Origin of the sequence: Achromobacter sp., from assembly GCF_036567245.1 — a bacterium.
Taxonomy (GTDB): Bacteria; Pseudomonadota; Gammaproteobacteria; order Burkholderiales; family Burkholderiaceae_B; genus Achromobacter.
Genome location: NZ_DATCUY010000062.1, coordinates 14,058 through 32,880, shown reverse-complemented (window position 1 = coordinate 32,880; position 18,823 = coordinate 14,058). Strand labels below are relative to the sequence as shown.

Here is an 18,823-nt window from a genome sequence, read left to right as displayed (position 1 = left end):
AGGTTAAGGTAGTTATCCACAGGCCTTATTAATCATTAGTCTTTATATAAAGAGAAATAAAGGAAAAGCCAAACATGTTTTCCCATTCCGCCCAGCCATGCCCCCCCGGACTGCGTCCATGCGTATCCTCCTGATAGAAGACGAAGCCGAACTTGCCCGCTGGCTTTCAAGAAGCCTGGCGAGACACGCGGGTTTCGTGGTTGAGTGGGCTGATGACGGATTGGTCGCCGACAGAAGACTGGCGATGGAAGAATTCGATGCGGTCATCCTGGACCTGGGACTTCCAGGCATGGATGGCCATGCCTTGCTGGCGAAGATCCGCGCGCGGGACGACCGTACGCCGGTGCTGGTCTTGACCGCGCGCGATTCGCTGGCCGAAAAAATCGGGACGCTCCACCAGGGAGCGGACGATTTCCTGCCCAAACCGTTTGTCGTGGAAGAATTGGAAGCGCGATTGATCGCACTCATCCGGCGCAGCCGCGGGCGTGAACACCCTCGACTCACTCTGGGTAACCTGGTTTTCGAAACTTCCGCTCAAAAATTCACGGTTGGCGGACAGCCCTTGCAGTTATCCCCACGTGAACACTCAGTTCTGCGGGTGCTGATCCAGAAAAGCGGCGAGCCCATCAACAAGCAGCAGATCCTGGACCGCATCCTGACCGACGATGCGGACATCAACCTGGAAGCCATCGAGGTCGTGGTGCACCGTCTGCGAAAAAAATTAGCGGATACCGGTGTGCAAATCGTGACCATGCGGGGCATGGGCTACTGCCTGGAGAACCTTGTTGACAACTAGAAGTGCGGAAAAAAAGGGTTTTTTCGCCGCGAAAAAACGCAATCGCACGCTGAAAACCCAGCTTCTCTGGTGGCTGATTCCCACGCTGGTCTTCGTGATGATGGGCGCGCTGTGGCTGTCGAACCACCAGTTGCGCAACCAGGTCGACATTGCCTACGACCGCTCGCTCTCCGGAGCGCTGCGCGCCATCGACCACAACATATCCACAGCCAGCGGTGGATTAGCCATGGAGCAGCCGTACCTGATGCTGGAATTTTTCGAGCTCACGGCCAATGGCAGCGTGTTCTACCGGGTCGCCACCGAGGACGGGCTGGCGGAAATCGGCAATCCGGACCTGCCCATGCCTGCCGAACCCCTGGTTTCGGGCGAGCCGCGCTTTTTCTACGCCGATTACCAGGGCACCCCCGTACGGGTTGCGGCGCTGGCCCGCCCCATGGATCCCCCGCTGTACGCGAATAAAGGGGGACGGGTTATCGTGCAAGTCGCCGAAGGCCTGGATACCCGGCAGGCGTTCCTGCACCAGGTGCTGGTGCGCTCGGTCGAGCGGGACCTGGCCGTGATCCTGATCAGTGTTCTGGTGATCATCCTGGGGGTTTTCATGGCCTTGCGCCCCCTTGCCAGGCTGCGGCAGGAGGTGGAAGGGCGTTCTGCGGACGATTTAAGCCCCGTGAGCGCCTCCGACATGCCGGGTGAGGTCCTACCCCTAGTCACGGCCGTAAACCTCCACATGGCCCGTTTTGCGGCTCAGGCGAGGGTCCAAAGCCAGTTCCTGGACGACGCATCGCATCAGTTGCGCACACCTTTGTCGGTTTTGCGGACCCAGACGGCCTATGCCTTGCGCGAAACAGACCCCCAGGAGGTCCGTACAGCCCTTCTGGCGATGCAAGAGGGCTTGGACAGGGCCACACGCACCACCAACCAAATGCTCGCTCTGGCGCGCGCTAAGGACGCCTCGCTGGCCGAAGGCGGTTTCAGCCCGGAACCGGTGGACCTGGTCGATCTGGCCGATGGGGTCATCCGCAGCCTGCTTCCCACCGCCCGCGCCCGCCAGCTCGACATCGGCCTGGAGGCCGACATCCGGCCGGTCACCGTGCTGGGGGCGGAGTGGCTGCTCCGGGAGGCAGTCAGCAACCTGGTGGACAACGCCATCCGTTACACCTCGCCCTCGGGGGAGGTAACGGTGAAAGTCCAGGTGGAAGCCGGGCAGGCCAGGCTGGTGGTCGAAGACAGCGGCCCGGGCATGTCGGCCGAAGACATCGCCCGCGCCTGCATCCGCTTCCGGCGGGGAGCCGCAGGCAAAAACAAGCCGGGCGCCGGGCTGGGACTGGCCATCGTCGGGACCATTGCCGAGATCCTGGGCGCGCGCCTGGTCCTCGAGAACCGGGTGCCGCTGCCAGGCTTGAGGGCGTCATTGGTGTTTACCCTGGGAAACCAGGAAGATGTTGCGGCGCATCAGGAAAACGGCCGGAATTGAAAGCTTTTGGAAAGCTTTGTTTTTGTACGGTTGCGTCCACTGGGGCCGTTATCGCGGAAAGAACCGTCTGAGCAGAGCTTCCAGCCATACCTAGACCTATAAATCTCGGAGACGCAAAAAATGCAGACTAGTCTGAAACTGCGCCTGGCCGCCGTCGCGGCGCTGGGCGCGATTACCTTGTCCATGGGCGCCGCCCACGCGGCCGACGAGCCGCGCCGCCCGGAATGCATCGCGCCTGCCCAGCCCGGCGGCGGTTTCGACCTGACCTGCCGCCTGGCCACCGAAGGCCTGAAGCACAGCGGCGCGCTCAAGGCCTCCATGCGCATCGTCTACATGCCTGGCGGCATCGGCGCGGTGGCCTACAACAACATCGTGGCGCAGCACCCGAACGAGCCGGGCACCATCGTGGCTTTCTCGGGCGGTTCGCTGCTGAACCTGGCCCAGGGCAAGTTCGGCAAGTACAACGTCAACGACGTGCGCTGGCTGGCCGCCATCGGCACCGACTATGGCGTGGCCGTGGTCCGCAACGATTCGCCGTATACCGACCTGAAGAGCCTGATGGACGCCTTCAAGCAGGATCCGACCAAGATCGTGCTGGGCGCCGGCGGCACCGTGGGCAGCCAGGACTGGATGAAGGCCGCGTTGACCGCCAAGGCTGCGGGCGTGGATTTCAAGAAGATGCGCTTCGTGGCGTTTGAAGGCGGCGGCGAAGCCGTGACGGCTTTGCGCGGCGGCCATATCCAGGCCTACATGGGCGATGCGGCGGAAGCCTTCACCATGCTGGAAGGCGGCGCGCCCATCCGCGTGCTGGCCGTGTTCAACGATCAGCGCCTGCCGGGCAAGCTGGGCACCGTGCCCACCGCCAAGGAACAGGGCTACGACATCGTCTGGCCGATCATCCGCGGCTTCTATGTCGGCCCGAAGGTGTCGGACAGCGACTACCAGTTCTGGGTCGACGCCTTCAACAAGACCACGGCCTCGCCCGAGTTCGACAAGCTGCGTCAGCAGCAAGGCCTGTTCCCCTTCAACAAGACGGGTCCCGAGCTGGATGCCTACGTGAAGAACCAGGTCAAGGTCTACGGCGAGCTGGCCGACTCCTTTGGCCTGATCAAGAAGTAAGCCGAAGGGCGTTTCTCCTTATCGCGTTTGTCAGGGTTTCGCCGCCGCCGGCTTTGCCGCGGCGGCAGGGAAGCCCTGCGCCGCGCGATGCGACTACAACGGAAAAGTGATCATGAACGATCGAATATTGGGCATTGGGGCGCTTGCGCTTGCCGCCTTCATGACGGCGGCGGGCTGGGGAATCGAAGCCCCATTCGCCTACGAGCCTGTGGGCCCGCGCGCCTTTCCGCTGCTGCTGGCGCTGATCATTGGCCTGTGCGGCCTGCGGCTGGTCTACAAGGGCGGCCATCAGGTCGAAGCCAACCCGCCAGGCGCGAATGGCCGCATCGCGCTGATGATGGCGTTCACGGTGGCCTATGCCTTCTTGTTCCAGTGGCTCGGTTTTGTGATCGCGACTTCGTTGATGACAGTGTTCGTCGGCCGCTTGTTCGGCGGCGGCTGGATCAAGTGCGCCATCGGCGGCGTCGTCATGAGCCTTTTCTTTTTCGTGCTGTTCGACAAGGTGCTGGACGTGGTCCTGCCTGGCGGCCTGCTGGAGACCCTGATATGAGCGGCATTCTCGATCATTTGGCGATAGGCTTTGGCGTAGCCTTATCGCTGACGAACGTCCTGGTGGCCATGATCGGCTCGTTCATCGGCACCATGGTGGGCGTGCTGCCCGGCCTGGGGCCGGTCAACGGCGTGGCGATGCTGATACCGATCGCTTTCGCCATGAACCTGCCGCCCGAGACCGCGCTGATCCTGCTGGCCGCCGTGTATGTGGGCGCCGAGTATGGCGGCCGGATAACCGCGATCCTGCTGAACGTGCCGGGAGAGGCCAGCGCCATCATGACGACGCTGGACGGCTATCCGTTGGCGCGTCAGGGCCTGGCCAGCGTGGCGCTGTCGCTGTCGGCGTGGTCCGCCTTCTTCGGCGCTATCGTGTCGGTGCTGGGCATCATTCTGCTGGCGCCGTTGCTGGCGAAGTGGGCGTTGGCTTTCGGGCCGGCCGAGTACTTCGTGCTGATGATTTTCGCGTTCTGCTGCCTGACCAGCCTGTTGGGCAAGCAGCCCGTCAAGGGCGTGCTGGCGGCGATGATAGGCCTGTCGATTTCGGTGGTGGGCGTGGATGCGAACTCGGGTGTTTATCGCTACACCTTCGAATCGGTGCATCTGGCCGACGGTATCGACTTCGTGGTGGTCGTGATCGCGCTGTTCGCGGTCAGCGAGATGCTGGAAATGCTGGAGAAGGTAATGGCCGGCCACAGCGTCGAGGTCAAGCCCAGCGGTCGCAAGCTCTTCAACTTGAAAGAGATGGCTTACACGTGGTGGAGCGTGGTGCGCAGCGCGCTGGTGGGCTTTGGCGTGGGCGTGCTGCCGGGCGCTGGTGCAAGCGTGGCGGCGGCCGTAGCGTACTCGCAAGAAAAGCGCATCATCGAAGCCAAGGATCCTGAGGCTAAATTCGGCAAGGGCGACATGCGCGGTCTGGTTGCGCCGGAAGCCGCCGCCACGGCGTCGGCCATCGGGTCTTTCGTGCCGATGTTGACCCTGGGCGTACCGGGTTCGGGCACCACGGCCGTGATGATGGGGGCGCTGACGCTCTACAACATCACGCCGGGTCCGGTGCTGTTCGAAACCAAGCCTGAATTGGTCTGGGGCCTGATCGCTTCGCTGTTCGTGGCCAACGTGCTGCTGTTCATCATGAACGTGCCGCTGGTGCGCTTCTTCTCCAAGGTGCTGTCGGTGCCGGGATGGCTGATGGTTCCCGGCATTCTGTGCATCAGCTACATCGGCGTCTATGCCATCAATGCAGGCACGTTCGACCTGCTGCTGGTGGCCGGTATCGGCGCCTTGGGCTACTTCCTGCGCAAGTTCGGCGTGCCCATGGCTCCGCTGGTGCTGGGTGTGGTGCTGGGCAACATGATGGAGCAGAACCTGCGCCGAGCCTTGTCGATGACCGATGGCGACGTAGGAGTGCTGTTCGCCAGCCCCGTGTCGATCACGATGTGGGTGGGCGCGGCTGCGGTCGTTATCGTGCCGCAGATCATGCGCCGCTTGCGCGCTGCGAAAAAGCTTGCCGCTGGTCCGGTCTGATTCGGTGGCGGCGCGGCTGCTGTAGAAGGCAACGGCCGCGTCGCGGGATCTTGGCCGGGAATTGCAAAGGGCGCCTTATGGGCGCCCTTTTTTTGTAGATCAAGTCACACGTATAGTTGATCTCTTAAATACGAGCTTTTATTCATATTTTGCAGAAAAAGCTCTTGTGCGTAGCATTCGCGTGAAATCTCTGAGTGGCGATGATGCGTTTCGCAGGCGGCGTCAGACCTGGGCCAGGCGTTCCAGGGCAGCATCAAGCGTCGCGTCTTTCTTGGCGAAGCAGAAGCGCACGATGCGGTGGTTGGATTCAGGCGCGTCGGGCTGGCGATAGAACGCCGATACCGGTATCACCGTGACGCCATGATTCACCGTCAGGTCGCGCGCGAAATCGGCTTCGTTCTGCCTGGATATCTGGCTGTAGTCGGCCAGCAGGAAGAAGGTGCCGGGGCTGGGCAGGGGGCGGAAGCGGGTCTTGGCCAGGCCCTGTGCCAGGCGATCGCGCTTGGCTTGGTAGAAAGCCGGCAGGTCCAGGTACGGCTTGGGATCGCGCATGAACTCGGCCAGGGCGAACTGCATGGGCGAAGGCACGGTGAAAACCATGAACTGATGCACCTTGCGCAGTTCCGCGCTGAGTTGACGCGGTGCGCAGCAATAGCCGATCTTCCAACCGGTGGTGTGATAGGTCTTGCCAAAGGACGAAATCACGAAGGCATGCTGGGCCAGCAGCGGGCGGCGCGCCACGCTGGCGTGCGGCTTGCCATCGAACACGATGTGTTCGTAGACCTCGTCGGACACCAGCAACACGCCAGTGTCGCGCACGATGGCTTCCAGTGCGTCCAGATCGCTATCGTCCAACACCGCGCCGGTCGGATTGTGCGGAAAGTTCAGCATCAACAGACGGGTTTTCGACGTGATGGCATCGCGCACGCGCTGCCAGTCGATGCGGTAGTAGGGATCGGCTTCGGTGGGCGCGCGCAGCGGCACCGGCACTGCGGTGCCGCCCGCCAGGCGGATCGCCGGCAGATAGGAGTCGTAGCAAGGTTCGATGACGACGACTTCGTCGCCGCTGCCCACGGCGGCCAGTACGGTAGCCATCAGCGCTTCGGTCGCGCCGCTGGTGACGGTGATCTCGGTTTCGGGATCGTAGGCATGGCCGTAGAGCTCGCGTGTCTTGGCGGCAATAGCTTCGCGCAGCGGCGCGACCCCTGGCATGTAGGGATACTGGTTATGGCCGTCGGCCATGGCCTTGGTTACCAGGGCGCACAAGGCGGGGTCGGGATCGAAATCGGGAAAGCCCTGGCCCAGGTTGATGGCCTTGTGTTCGATGGCCAGGCGGCTCATCACGGTAAAGATGGTGGTGCCAACATCGGGGAGTTTGGATCGGATCATGGTGGACGCGAGAGTGAACGTTGCTAGCAGAGAGAGTTTTCGTAAGTATCCCACTAACTCATAATTCGGTTTTCTCATGTCCTTAAGGCGCGGCGGTATCGTGGTTCAAAACATGTTGTGGAGGGTATTGGGCGGTTTGGCGATCGCACTGGCTGGCGCGTTGTTGGCGGTGTGGGCGCACGTTCCGCTGCCGTGGATGCTGGGAGCGTTACTGGTGACCGCGGCCACGCGCATCGCGGGTCTGGGCACTGCGTGCCCCAGGCCCGCGCGCAATGCCGGCCAGTGGGTGATTGGAACTTCCCTGGGTCTGTACTTCACGTCGCAGGTGATAGGCCACATCGGCAGCAATGCGGGGCCTATCATCGTCGGCATGCTGTTTGCGCTAGGCCTGGCATTCATGGGCACGGCGATTCTGCGCCGCTACACCGACGTCGATTTCAAGACGGCCTGGTTTTCTTCGGCGATCGGCGGCGCCAGTGAAATGGCGAACCTGGCCGAACGTCATGGAGCCCGCATAGACCGCGTAGCAACGGCGCATAGCGTGCGCGTGCTGATGGTGGTGGTCACCGTGCCCTTCATCTTTCAATGGTGGGGCGTCGCGGGCCTGGATCCCACGGTGCCCGGGCCCAAGGTGGTCCATGGTTGGGGACTGGCGGGGCTGGTTGCGCTGACCTGCGCAGGCGGCACGGCTTTCATGAAGCTGCGTCTACCTAATCCCTGGGTGCTGGGTCCCATGCTGGTCGCCATGATACTCACGACCAACGGCATCGAACTGTCGGCCCTGCCGGACTATGTGCCGAAGATAGGCCAGTTGCTGATCGGCTGGTCGCTGGGCGACCGCTATCGGCCGGATTTCTTTCGCGCCGCGCCGCGTTTCATCGCGGCGGTGGCGGGCTTCACCGTGGCCGCGTTGGCGCTCGCATTCGGCCTGGGCGCTTTGCTGTCGCTGTGGTCCGCTGCGCCCATCCCCACACTGATTCTAGGCACTACGCCGGGCGGCATCGCCGAGATGGCCATCACGGCCAAGGTGCTGCAGCTGGGCGTTCCGGTAGTCACCGCATTCCACGTCATGCGCATGGTTTTTGTCGTGATCGTGACGGGACCGATCTACGCTTTCTTGGCGCGCCGGCAGAGCCGCAGGGCCTAGCGGAACGAGATCCAGTATTAAAAATACGACATTGGGGTAAACAACAATATGAGCCTGTAATGCGTGCTGAGTATGCTGATTACGCAGTTGATTCAAGCAGCGTGCGGACTCGTTCTGCAGCTAGGCGGCAAGCGGGAACGCAGCAACAACGCAGGTACCACTACCGGTCGTTCAGTTCTCACGGCGTCCTTGATTCATTGCATTTCGAGTTAATTACAGGACGCTAGAAAAAATGGCTCAGAAGGGCAAAGTTAAGTGGTTTAACGCTGACAAGGGTTACGGTTTCATCACGCCGGACGTTGGTGGCACCGATGTTTTCGCACACTTTTCCGCCATCCAGGGCCGCGGCTATCGCAGCCTGAACGAGGGCCAGGAAGTCGAATTCGAAGTCAAGGATGGTCCGAAAGGACCTCAAGCGGCCGAAATTCGCCCGCTCTAAATCGGGAAATCCCAATTTCCCGTCTGCCAGGTTCGACCTGGCTACAACGCCCCAAGACCTTCCGGTCTGGGGCGTTGTTTCATTTGGGCGAGAGCTTTATTCGCCAGCTCCAATCGAATAGTTAGTATTCACTAACATATTCTCCATCCGTGGATAAGTTTGTGGATAATTATTTTTGGGCATGTGTATTTTCATGCTCAGCAATTAAGCAACAGTCTATCCGTCGCCGAGTTTTGCACAGTTATCCCGGGTTCCTTCGAACGATGCTGCCTAGCCGCGAGCACGCTTTGGCATATCCAGGCTAACTGACGATGTTTATGTTTAAACATGGCCTTTCCCTAGGGAATACAGGCATTTAACGCGGTTTCAGGGCGGGTTCGAGGGCAGGACAGATTCGCCTGACCATAATCTCTACGGCCCGCTCTTGCGTGTTTTTAACAGCGCCGACGGTGGTTGTTCACAAAGATATCCCCATCCCGGTTATGCACAGAATTACATCATTTGGCGCCCTGCCGCAGCCCATCTGCCTGTGGATAGAAATGAGGATAGGGTAGGAAAGATGACGTTTGTTGGAAGATCTCCGAACCCCGACGAGGCAGGGGAACACATCGGTGGAGGTCGATTCCGGTGACCCTCAGATGGAGCTGGTTTCGGCGCAAATTACGGTCGGCGAGTTTTCCACAGCGGTTCACATGAAAATAGGTGATCGCCCATAAGGATGATGGTGAATCCTTCCCTGGCGGTGCAAGATACTTGTCTGGTCAAAGAATCTGCCCCGCTTCGTCCGCGGCTTCTGCGTAGCGGTGGACCGTAGGACGGAGGCGTGTGGATAGATTTGTGGATAATCCGCTTTCACAAATTTCTGCTGCGTTTTGACTGGAACAGGCCGGCAGAGTTCCTGGCGAGTTTCAAGGGCAGCGATTGCCACGCCCACTTTTCGAATACTTGTTGGGTGGTGGGGTTAGCTTATCCACAAAGTTTTCCACGGATTTTCGCGCCCACCTGACTTTTCCTGAACTGCGCGTGGCCAAAGCCTGGCAAGCATCCTGAATAGAAATAATCGATTGCTGCCATAGGGAACAGTGTTGCGCATTTGTGCTTTTCCAAGATTCTTTGCACTTTGCTGTTCTGATTAAACGCGCTCATGTTTGCTGCAGACCCGCGCCGCTCTCGGTGACTTATCCCCAGAGTTGTTCCACGTGAAACGGCGGATGTCGGCAGCTATCGGATTTACTAGCTGTTGATAACGCTGTGCAGAATTCAATAGCGGTCGTGGCCAGATGTTTAGATCGGTTCATGACGCACGCGCGAAAGATTTTTCGGCAATCCAACCACCATTCCATATCCAGCCTGCTTGGAGACAGCCTCCGTTGCGATGGCGTATGCATGCCTTCGCGTTCAGATTTTACGGACGTTGCATGTTTCAGTTCCTAGCCAGGTTTCACTCAGGTCCTCAAAGGGATTGCATTGCTGTGGGCCTGACTTGGCGGCTCGCTGGCTCAGAATTGTGGCTCATCCCAGAGTCGAAAATCTTTATATTGGTTAACGACAAGGGTGCAATCGTGATGTCCTTGGGCGGTCTGGTTTCACGTGAATCAAAAAAATAGTCTTTTTCTGGGCAAGGGGTAGGGTAGGGGTAGAAAAATTGCTTTTTTTCTTGAGTGAATTCTATGAAATTTGGAACAGTCGTTGATGGAGTCGGGCGAGACAATTCGAGTGTCGTGTTGCTTCTTCAGTTATGAGGATTAGTTTTGACGTGGCAAATTCTGGTTCTTTGCGAGGCCAGAGTCCATTCCGTGTTTCACGTGGAACACATCTGAGGCCACTTTCAGGTTCCGTCTACTGCCCCGTTCCGTTGCTGTGAGATGTTCCACGTGAAACATCGCGCATGTGTCCCAGGAGTACCAATGTTCCACGTGAAACATCGATGAAGAGCGGCAGGTTGAAGGTGAGCGCCTAACATCTCCCTTGGCTTCTCCGTATGTCCTAGCCTGTCGTAAGCCATTTAGGAATACAGGACTCAAATACTGACCCATCGGGACCATCGTAATGCCGGGCAGATTCTCCATGAAGTCGCAGGCAGAGTATGTTTCACGTGGAACATTCGGCGGCTTGTGCTGAAAGAAGCGATCTTGCCGACGGTGATACGGCGTGTCTCTGACCGATCGTGTCATGTCTTCATCCACCGAAGCCATCACTGGAGCTTTCTCTCTCGGGCGGACCGCCATCTGGATCTCCCAAAATGTTTCACGTGGAACATATCGCGTGATCGGTGGAAATCTCACTCGCGCATGCGCCGAGGGTAGGCCTCCACAAGAGATGCACGTAGGCTGCGGTCAATCCTCTGAAGGTGTCCATCAATCAACACAGCTGCTGGCGTCGCGGTAGCTATGCAATGTTCCACGTGAAACCCAATAGGCAAAGCGGTAGCAAATGCCGACATATTCATCCGCAGAGGTTCTGTCTCGTTGTCTTTTGCCTACGGCGCTTCAGCCCTTGAATGCACCATGCTGCGCCGAAGCATGTTTCACGTGAAACATGCAATCCCTGCCTCTATAATGAGCACCGAACGCTTTCTTATCTCTCCCCCCATCATGGACTATCCCCGCGAATTCGATGTCATCGTCGTCGGTGGCGGCCACGCCGGCACCGAAGCTGCGCTGGCTGCTGCCCGCACCGGCGCCCAGACGTTGCTGTTGACGCACAACATCGAAACCCTAGGCCAAATGTCTTGCAATCCCTCCATCGGTGGGATCGGCAAGGGCCACCTTGTGAAAGAAGTGGACGCCCTGGGCGGCGCCATGGCTTTGGCAACGGATGAATCGGGGATCCAGTTCCGTATCCTGAACGGGTCGAAGGGCCCGGCCGTCCGGGCCACGCGCGCCCAGGCGGATCGCGTGCTGTACCGTAAGGCAATCCGAGGCCGCCTGGAAAACCAGCCGAATCTCTGGCTGTTCCAGCAAGCGGTCGAAGACCTGATGGTGGAAGGCGATCGTGTGGTTGGTGCCGTCACCCAGATCGGCCTGCAGTTCCGGGCGAAGTCTGTGGTGCTTACCGCGGGTACGTTTCTTAATGGGCTGATTCACGTGGGGCTGCAGAACTACTCTGGCGGCCGCGCTGGAGATCCTCCCGCTGCCTCGCTGGGCCAGCGCCTGAAGGAACTCAAGCTGCCGCAAGGACGCCTGAAGACGGGCACGCCGCCGCGCATCGATGGCCGCTCGATCAACTACAGCATCCTGGAAGAGCAGCCTGGCGATCTGAATCCGATTCCCGTGTTTTCCTACATGGGCAATGTCAGCATGCATCCGCGTCAATTGCCTTGCTGGATCACCCACACCAATGCGCGCACCCACGACATCATCCGCGGCGGATTGGATCGGTCGCCGATGTACAGCGGCGTGATCGAAGGGGTGGGCCCGCGCTACTGCCCATCCATCGAAGACAAGATTCATCGCTTTGCCGACAAGGAATCGCACCAGGTCTTCCTGGAGCCCGAAGGCCTGGACACGCACGAGGTCTATCCCAACGGCGTGTCGACTAGCCTGCCGTTCGATGTGCAGCTAGCCTTGATCCACTCTTTGCCCGGCCTGGAAAATGCGCACATCCTGCGGCCCGGCTATGCCATCGAGTACGACTACTTCGATCCACGTGGATTGAAGAGTACGCTGGAAACCAAGGCCATCGCCGGCCTGTACTTTGCCGGACAGATCAACGGCACCACTGGCTACGAAGAAGCGGCCGCCCAAGGGTTGTTGGCTGGCGTCAATGCCGCGTTGATGGCGCTGGATCGCGAGCAATGGACCCCGCGGCGGGACGAGGCCTATCTGGGCGTATTGGTGGACGACCTGGTCACGCGCGGCGTGACCGAGCCCTACCGCATGTTCACCTCTCGGGCCGAGTACCGTTTGAGCCTGCGTGAAGACAACGCCGATCTGCGTCTGACGGAGATCGGCCGCCGTCTTGGCATCGTCGACGATGCGCGCTGGGACGCCTTCAATCGGAAGCGCGACGCCGTGGCTACCGAAGTCGAACGCCTGAAATCCTCCTGGGTGAATCCGCGTCTGTTGCCGGCGGAAGTGGCCGAGCCGTTGCTGGGCAAGGCGATTGAACGTGAGTACTCACTTGCAGATTTACTGAAACGGCCCAGTGTGTCCTATGAAGCCTTGATGGCTGCTCGCAACGCCGACGGCTCGCTGTTGGCTGGCCCTGGCGTGGCGGCGGACGAGGTGCTGGCCGAGCAGGTCGAAATCCAGGTGAAGTACGCCGGCTATATTGACCGCCAGCAGGTCGAAGTCCAGAAACAGATCGCGCATGAGCAACAGGCCATCCCCGCCGATGTCGATTACGACGCGGTGACCAGCCTGTCGTTCGAAGTGCGCCAGAAGCTCAAGACCCACCGGCCGGAGACTGTCGGCCAGGCCGCGCGCATCTCCGGCGTAACCCCCGCTGCAATTTCGTTGCTGCTGATCCATCTGAAGCGCCTGCATTACGGCTCGCGCAAGCAAGCGGCATGAGCGCGCACGCCAATACGGCCGGCGCGGACATGGCCGGCCGCTTGTCTCGCGCATGCGAGCAGTTGGGTTTGGTGGCCGATGCCGCCGCGATGGCCAAGCTGCTGAATTATCTGTCCCAGATGCAGCGCTGGAACCGGACCTACAACCTCACCGCCATCCGCGATCCGCAGCAGATGCTGATCCAGCACCTGTTCGACAGCCTGGCAGCCGTCGGGCCGTTCAACGAGGCCCTGGGCGCTTCCGGTACGCCAGCCAAGGTCTACGACGTCGGATCGGGCGGGGGCCTGCCTGGCGTCGTTCTGGCGATCATGCGGCCCCATTGGTCGGTGACCTGCGTGGACGCGGTCGAAAAGAAAACGGCATTCGTGCGGCAGATGAGCGGCGTGCTGGCCTTGCCCAATCTGCAGGCCAGCCACGCCCGCATCGAAACGCTGGCGCCCGCCGGGTGCAATATTGTCACGTCGCGCGCCTTCGCTTCCTTGGACGATTTTGCGCAACTCGCAGGTCGCCATGTACGCAACGATGGTACCCTCGTCGCCATGAAGGGCAAGGTCCCCGAGGACGAAATACAGGCGCTGCATGCGCGCGGAGAATGGCAAGTCGATCACATCCAGCCGTTGCGCGTGCCTGAGCTAGAGGCCGAGCGCTGCCTCATCTGGATGCGCCGTAGTCAAGGAACCCTATGAAGAACATACCCCCCAGCACCACCGCCCGCATTTTCTGCATTGCCAACCAGAAGGGCGGTGTGGGCAAGACGACGACCGCCATCAATCTGGCGGCGGGCCTTGCCACGCACAACCAACGTGTGCTGCTGGTGGACCTGGACCCGCAAGGCAATGCCACGATGGGCAGCGGCATCGACAAGAACTCGCTGGAGTCGAACCTGTACCAGGTACTGATCGGCGAATCGAACATCGAGCAGGCCCGCGTCAAATCCGAATCGGGTGGTTACGACGTGCTGCCCGCCAACCGCGAACTGTCCGGCGCCGAAATCGACCTGGTGCAGATGGACCAGCGCGAACGCCAGTTGAAGGCCGCGATCGACACCGTCGCCACCCAGTACGATTTCGTGCTGATCGATTGCCCGCCCACGCTGTCGCTGCTGACCTTGAACGGCCTGGCCGCCGCCCATGGCGTCATCATTCCTATGCAGTGCGAATACTTCGCGCTGGAAGGTCTGTCCGACCTGGTCAATACCATCAAGCGCGTGCACCGGAACATCAACGACGATCTGCGCGTCATCGGTCTGCTGCGCGTCATGTTCGATCCGCGCATGACCCTGCAACAGCAGGTGTCTGCGCAGCTCGAGGCGCACTTCGGCGACAAGGTCTTCAAGACTGTCGTGCCGCGCAACGTGCGCCTGGCCGAAGCGCCCAGCTACGGCATGCCCGGCGTGGTTTACGACCGCGGTTCGCGCGGCGCGCAGGCGTATATCTCGTTTGGCGCCGAAATGATCGAGCGCGTGAGGAAGGACCTGAAGTAGGCCGCAACCATGTCCGTCGCCACGCTCTTTTCCCAGACCAAAACGCAAGCCTCCGGTACGCCGCGCATCGACGCGCGCGACAGCCTGCGCACGCGTCTGGAAGAGGCTGCGTTGAATGCCACGGCTGTGGGCGCGCAGCTGCTCTATGATGGTTGGCTGGTGCGTTTTGCGCATTCGCCTGTCAAGCGCGTACGCAGCATCAATGTGCTGGGGTTATCCACACGTCCCCTGGACGAGCGGCTGGCGTATTGTTCTTCGTTGTATGCGCGCCATGGCTTGCCCATGGTGCTGCGCATCACCTCCATCGGTCCCGATTTTTCCCTCGACGCCGAACTGGAGTCCCGCGGTTATACCTTTACCGACGAGACCCGAGTCATGTGCACGCCGCTCGTTCCCAGGGCCTATGCCCGGGGCGATCTGCATTTCAATTTTGTCGATACCGAGCGCTTCGCGGCGGCGGTCGGGGCGATGCGCAACTCGGAATCCGGGCACATCGCCGAACATCGGATGCGTCTGCAAGGACTGGCTGTGGATATCTCGCCGGTGCTGGCAACGGACGCGGCGGGGCAGTGCGTTGCCGCGGGCCTGGCCGTCCGCGATGGCGAGCTGCTGGGTCTGTTCGACATCGTCACCGACCCGGGGCAGCGGCGTAAAGGCTACGCCGCTGCCCTGATTGAACACCTGTTGGCAACAGGCGCCGCCGGCGGCGCCACCACCGCCTATTTGCAGGTCGAGCCGGAGAATACAGCCGCGCGCGCTTTGTATGGCCGCTACGGTTTCAAAGACTGTTACGCGTATTGGTACCGCCTGCCCGCCGAGCAGGCGGACGCCTGAGCCTGGCTCGGGATACAAAAACAGAAGGAAAGAGGATTTAACTATGGCCACCAAGAAACCCAAGGGATTGGGCCGCGGACTGGACGCCTTGCTCGGCGCGGACGCGCCTGCCATCGAGAACATCGGCAAGGTCGCCGTCGCCAAACCCGAGGGTCCGCCGTCCACTCTGCCCGTTTCGAAGATGCGCGCCGGCAAGTATCAGCCGCGCACGCGCATGGACGAGGGCGCGTTGGGCGAATTGGCCGAATCGATCCGCACACAAGGCATCATGCAACCCATTCTTGTGCGCGCCTTGGGTGATACCGCGCCCGGCCACTATGAAATCATCGCCGGCGAACGGCGGTTCCGCGCGGCCCAGATCGCCGGCCTGAAGGAAGTGCCGGTACTGGTGCGCGAAGTGGCCGACGAGAACGCGGCCGTCATGGCGCTGATCGAAAACATCCAGCGCGAAGACCTGAATCCGCTGGAAGAAGCGCAGGGCGTGCGCCGGTTGCTGGACGAGTTCGGCCTGACGCACGAACAGGCCGCGCAGGCGATCGGCCGCTCGCGCTCGGCCACCAGCAACTTGCTGCGTCTCTTGAACCTGGCCGCGGCCGTGCAGACCATGCTGCTGGCGGGCGATGTGGACATGGGCCATGCGCGCGCACTGCTCGCCGTGGATGCGGCCACGCAGATCCAGCTGGCCAACCAGATCATCGCGCGCCGCCTGTCGGTGCGCGAAGCCGAAAAGCTGGTCGCCAAGACCGCCAAGGAAGCCGAGTCGTCCGCCACGCCGAAGAAGAAGGCCAATGGGGCATCGCGCGACCTGACGCGCCTGGAGGAAGCGCTGTCCGACCATTTGGGCACGCGCGTCGCGCTGAAAGTGGGCGCCAAGGAAAAGGGCCAGATCGTCATCGACTTCCACGGCTGGGAACACCTGAATTCGCTGCTCGAGCGCCAGGGCCTGTCCGGAGTGGTGGATGCCTGAGCGCGCGCTGCCCGTCATTGCAGTACTGGCGACGGGCGGCACGATCGCTGGCGCCCAGGCCGACGCGACTTCCGCCGGCTACAAAGCTGGCTCGTTTTCCGTCAACGACTTGCTGGCCGCCGTGCCGCAGTTGGCCGGCATCGCCGAGATCCGCGCCGAGCAGGTCGCCAACGTTGGCAGCCAGAACATGACGCACGCCGTGTGGCGCGCGCTGGCCGAACGCGTGGACACATTGTGCCGCGACGCCTCGGTGGCGGGCATCGTCATCACGCATGGCACGGATACGCTTGAAGAAACCGCGTACTTCCTGAGCTTGGTGATACGTCACGACAAGCCCGTGGTGCTGGTGGGCGCCATGCGCCCCGCCACCGCGCTGGGCGCCGAAGGTCCGGCCAATCTGTATAACGCGGTGGCGCTGGCGCGCCACCCCGAGGCGCGCGGCCGTGGGCCGCTGGTCGTCATGAATGAAGACGTGCACTACGCCCGCGAGATCCAGAAGATCGCCAGCGCTGGCCTGTGCGCGTTCGCTTCGCCCAATCGCGGCCGCGCCGGCGTCATGCATGGCGGCGCGCCGTTCTTCTATTCGCGCAACACCACCACGCATACCGTAGAAAGCGAGTTTTCACTCGCATTGCTGGAAAAGGCCGGCTGGCCCCGCGTCGATGTCATCTACGCCCACGCCAACCTGCAGGCCGATCTGATCGATTTCCTCGCTGATGTCGCAGGCGGCATCGTGCTTGCCGGCGTGGGCGACGGCAATGCCACCGACCTGGCCATCGAAGGCCTGAGCCGCGCCGCGGCCAGCGGCGTGGCGGTGGTGCGCTCCAGCCGCACGGGCAGCGGCTTTGTCGCGCGCGATGTCGAACTCGATGACGCCCGCCTGGGATTCGTTGCCGCGCGCGACCTGAATCCCCAGAAGGCCCGCATCCTGCTGATGCTGGGCCTTTCGATCACGCGCGATCCGGCAGCCCTGCAGGATCTGTTCGACCGCTATTGAGACCGTGGCGGCAGGGCCGGCGCATCGTCTTGCTGCGCCAGTCCCAGATTGGTCCTGAGCATGTCGTAGACCTGCCGCGTCAGCGGATTGATCAGGTCTGGCCTTATCCACAGGAAGTACGTCACGTCCGGCAAGGGCGGCAGCCCTTCCTTTTCGCCCAGCACCCGCATTTCCGGGCCCAGTAGTTCCACGCTGCGCGCGGTAACGCCCAGCCCGGCCCGCAACGCCGCCTTTATCCCCACCAGCGTCGGCGCCACATAGTTGGTGTGCCAGCGCACGCGTGCCTGTTCCAGGGCCGTGAGCGCCAGCCGGCGGAAGATGCTGGGTTCGTCGGCCAGCACCAGCGGCACCGGCGCGTGCATGTCGTGCACGTAGTCGGCGGAAGCCAGCCACACCGTGGGCGAGGTGCGCAGCGCCACGCCCTCGAAGTCCTGGTCGAAGCGCGTGGATATCGTCAGGTCCAGTTCGCCGGCGCGCAGGGCATCCATCAGGAAGGGGCTGCGGTCCGTGCGGATTTCCAGTTTCACGCGCGGCGCCGAACGCGCGATGTGTGTCAGCAGCGTGGGCAGGATGGAGTCCGCCACGTCCAGCGGCGCGCCCAGCCGCAGGTCTCCTTCCAGCGGCCCGTCTTGCAGCGCGCGTAGCGCTTCATCGTTGATGGCCAGCATGTGGCGGGCGTACTCCACCAGACGGCGCCCATGCGAGGACAGTACCTTGTTGCGGCCCTGCTTTTCGAACAGCGGCTGGCCGATGAGTGACTCCAGCCGTTGCATCTGCTGCGTCACTGCCGACTGCGTTTTGTGCAGCCGATTGGCGGCTTCCGAGAAGGTCTCGTGCCGGGCGATGGCGGTCAGGGTGCGAAGCAGGTCCAGATCCAGGTTGCGCATGGTGGCCTAGAAAGTATTAGCAGTGCTAATGGAATCTTAAGGCAATTTAAATTGTTCCAGCTGAACAGGGGGGATACAGTCAACTCAATAACTCATGAAAACAGGGAAAATCCAAGTGAGCCACGCGCATCCTCATCAGGCCGGCATCGCCAGCGCCATCGGAAATATTAAGAAAACTGTAGGAAATAAGGGGCTGAACCGTGACAGCCTGCAGACGGTGTTGGATGAACTGGTCGGCTTGGCCGGCCACACCGACTGGTGGGCAGCCGACCGCTATCCCGCGCCGGAAGACGGCGAGCGTCAGGCCCGCTACCTGATCGCCGAAGACGCCGACAAGAGCTATGCGCTCTATCTGAACGTCATGCGCCCCGGCAAGCAGATCGTTCCGCACAACCACACGACCTGGGCCTGTATCGCGGCCGTGGAAGGCGTGGAATACAACTACACCTACGACCGCAGCGACGACGGTTCCGTGCCCGGCGTCGGCCAGCTGGAAAAGACCGGCACCGTGGTGGTCGGCCCCGGCGCGGGCATCGCACTGATGCCGGACGACATCCACGCGGTGGAAATCCAGGGCGACAGCGTCATCCGCCATCTGCACATGTACGGCCGCGCGCTGGAAACGCTGACCGAACGCCTGGCGTTCGACCTGGAAGCCGGTACTTGCAAAGTCATGCCGATCGGCGTGCAAACCCGCCGCTGAC

Annotated in this window: 16 protein-coding genes; 14 read left to right on the top strand and 2 right to left on the bottom strand. The window is 61.4% G+C overall.

Annotated elements, in window-relative coordinates; translation table 11 throughout:
* The first annotated feature begins 118 nt into the window (after positions 1–118).
* The 5 genes from VIR09_RS02305 to VIR09_RS02285 all read left to right on the top strand — a co-directional run bounded on the left by VIR09_RS02305 (position 119) and on the right by VIR09_RS02285 (position 5,462).
* Positions 119–796 carry a response regulator gene (locus tag VIR09_RS02305; RefSeq protein ID WP_332011410.1) on the top strand — a complete coding sequence of 226 codons (678 nt, stop codon included), beginning with the start codon at positions 119–121 and terminating at the stop codon, positions 794–796.
* On the top strand, positions 786–2,270 hold the full coding sequence (locus tag VIR09_RS02300) for a sensor histidine kinase (protein WP_414639366.1): 1,485 nt from the start codon (positions 786–788) through the stop codon (positions 2,268–2,270). The genes VIR09_RS02305 and VIR09_RS02300 overlap by 11 nt, the downstream gene beginning before the upstream one ends.
* A 120-nt stretch (positions 2,271–2,390) precedes the next feature.
* A complete protein-coding gene (locus tag VIR09_RS02295; RefSeq protein WP_332011409.1) occupies positions 2,391–3,389 on the top strand; it encodes a tripartite tricarboxylate transporter substrate binding protein in 999 nt (332 codons plus the stop codon).
* Between the two features lie 112 nt (positions 3,390–3,501).
* Complete coding sequence (locus VIR09_RS02290; protein ID WP_332011407.1) at positions 3,502–3,939, top strand: tripartite tricarboxylate transporter TctB family protein; 438 nt, start codon at positions 3,502–3,504, stop codon at positions 3,937–3,939.
* On the top strand, positions 3,936–5,462 hold the full coding sequence (locus tag VIR09_RS02285) for a tripartite tricarboxylate transporter permease (RefSeq protein WP_332011405.1): 1,527 nt from the start codon (positions 3,936–3,938) through the stop codon (positions 5,460–5,462). Before VIR09_RS02290 ends, VIR09_RS02285 begins: the two co-directional genes overlap by 4 nt.
* A gap of 222 nt (positions 5,463–5,684) precedes the next feature.
* On the opposite strand, the gene VIR09_RS02280 is transcribed toward VIR09_RS02285, so the two are convergent.
* The gene (locus VIR09_RS02280; RefSeq protein ID WP_332011404.1) at positions 5,685–6,851 is read right to left on the bottom strand and encodes a pyridoxal phosphate-dependent aminotransferase; all 1,167 of its coding nucleotides are present in this window, start codon (positions 6,849–6,851) and stop codon (positions 5,685–5,687) included.
* A gap of 76 nt (positions 6,852–6,927) precedes the next feature.
* On the opposite strand from VIR09_RS02280, the gene VIR09_RS02275 reads away from it, so the two are divergent.
* The 8 genes from VIR09_RS02275 to VIR09_RS02240 all read left to right on the top strand — a co-directional run bounded on the left by VIR09_RS02275 (position 6,928) and on the right by VIR09_RS02240 (position 17,232).
* Positions 6,928–7,998 (top strand): AbrB family transcriptional regulator, encoded by a 1,071-nt coding sequence (locus tag VIR09_RS02275; RefSeq protein WP_332011403.1) that lies wholly within the window; start codon positions 6,928–6,930, stop codon positions 7,996–7,998.
* Between the two features lie 232 nt (positions 7,999–8,230).
* Positions 8,231–8,437: a cold-shock protein gene (locus tag VIR09_RS02270; RefSeq protein WP_006216596.1), complete on the top strand. Its 207-nt coding sequence runs from the start codon at positions 8,231–8,233 to the stop codon at positions 8,435–8,437.
* Between the two features lie 2,594 nt (positions 8,438–11,031).
* Positions 11,032–12,951, top strand: coding sequence for a tRNA uridine-5-carboxymethylaminomethyl(34) synthesis enzyme MnmG (gene mnmG / locus VIR09_RS02265; RefSeq protein WP_332011438.1), 1,920 nt, complete (start codon positions 11,032–11,034; stop codon positions 12,949–12,951).
* Positions 12,948–13,637 (top strand): 16S rRNA (guanine(527)-N(7))-methyltransferase RsmG, encoded by a 690-nt coding sequence (rsmG, locus tag VIR09_RS02260; protein ID WP_332011402.1) that lies wholly within the window; start codon positions 12,948–12,950, stop codon positions 13,635–13,637. Before mnmG ends, rsmG begins: the two co-directional genes overlap by 4 nt.
* Positions 13,634–14,434, top strand: coding sequence for an AAA family ATPase (locus VIR09_RS02255; protein ID WP_332011400.1), 801 nt, complete (start codon positions 13,634–13,636; stop codon positions 14,432–14,434). The genes rsmG and VIR09_RS02255 overlap by 4 nt, the downstream gene beginning before the upstream one ends.
* A gap of 9 nt (positions 14,435–14,443) precedes the next feature.
* Positions 14,444–15,268: a GNAT family N-acetyltransferase gene (locus VIR09_RS02250; RefSeq protein ID WP_332011399.1), complete on the top strand. Its 825-nt coding sequence runs from the start codon at positions 14,444–14,446 to the stop codon at positions 15,266–15,268.
* A 43-nt stretch (positions 15,269–15,311) separates the two neighbouring features.
* Positions 15,312–16,235 carry a ParB/RepB/Spo0J family partition protein gene (locus VIR09_RS02245; protein ID WP_332011397.1) on the top strand — a complete coding sequence of 308 codons (924 nt, stop codon included), beginning with the start codon at positions 15,312–15,314 and terminating at the stop codon, positions 16,233–16,235.
* Entirely contained in the window at positions 16,228–17,232 is a 1,005-nt protein-coding gene (locus VIR09_RS02240; protein WP_332011396.1) for an asparaginase, read from the top strand. Before VIR09_RS02245 ends, VIR09_RS02240 begins: the two co-directional genes overlap by 8 nt.
* Here the strand turns inward: VIR09_RS02240 and VIR09_RS02235 are convergent.
* Positions 17,226–18,119: a LysR substrate-binding domain-containing protein gene (locus tag VIR09_RS02235; RefSeq protein ID WP_332011394.1), complete on the bottom strand. Its 894-nt coding sequence runs from the start codon at positions 18,117–18,119 to the stop codon at positions 17,226–17,228. The genes VIR09_RS02240 and VIR09_RS02235 overlap by 7 nt on opposite strands.
* 115 nt (positions 18,120–18,234) lie before the next feature.
* Between VIR09_RS02235 and VIR09_RS02230 the strand changes: the two genes are divergently transcribed.
* Positions 18,235–18,822, top strand: coding sequence for a hypothetical protein (locus VIR09_RS02230; protein ID WP_332011392.1), 588 nt, complete (start codon positions 18,235–18,237; stop codon positions 18,820–18,822).
* Position 18,823 lies beyond the last annotated feature (1 nt).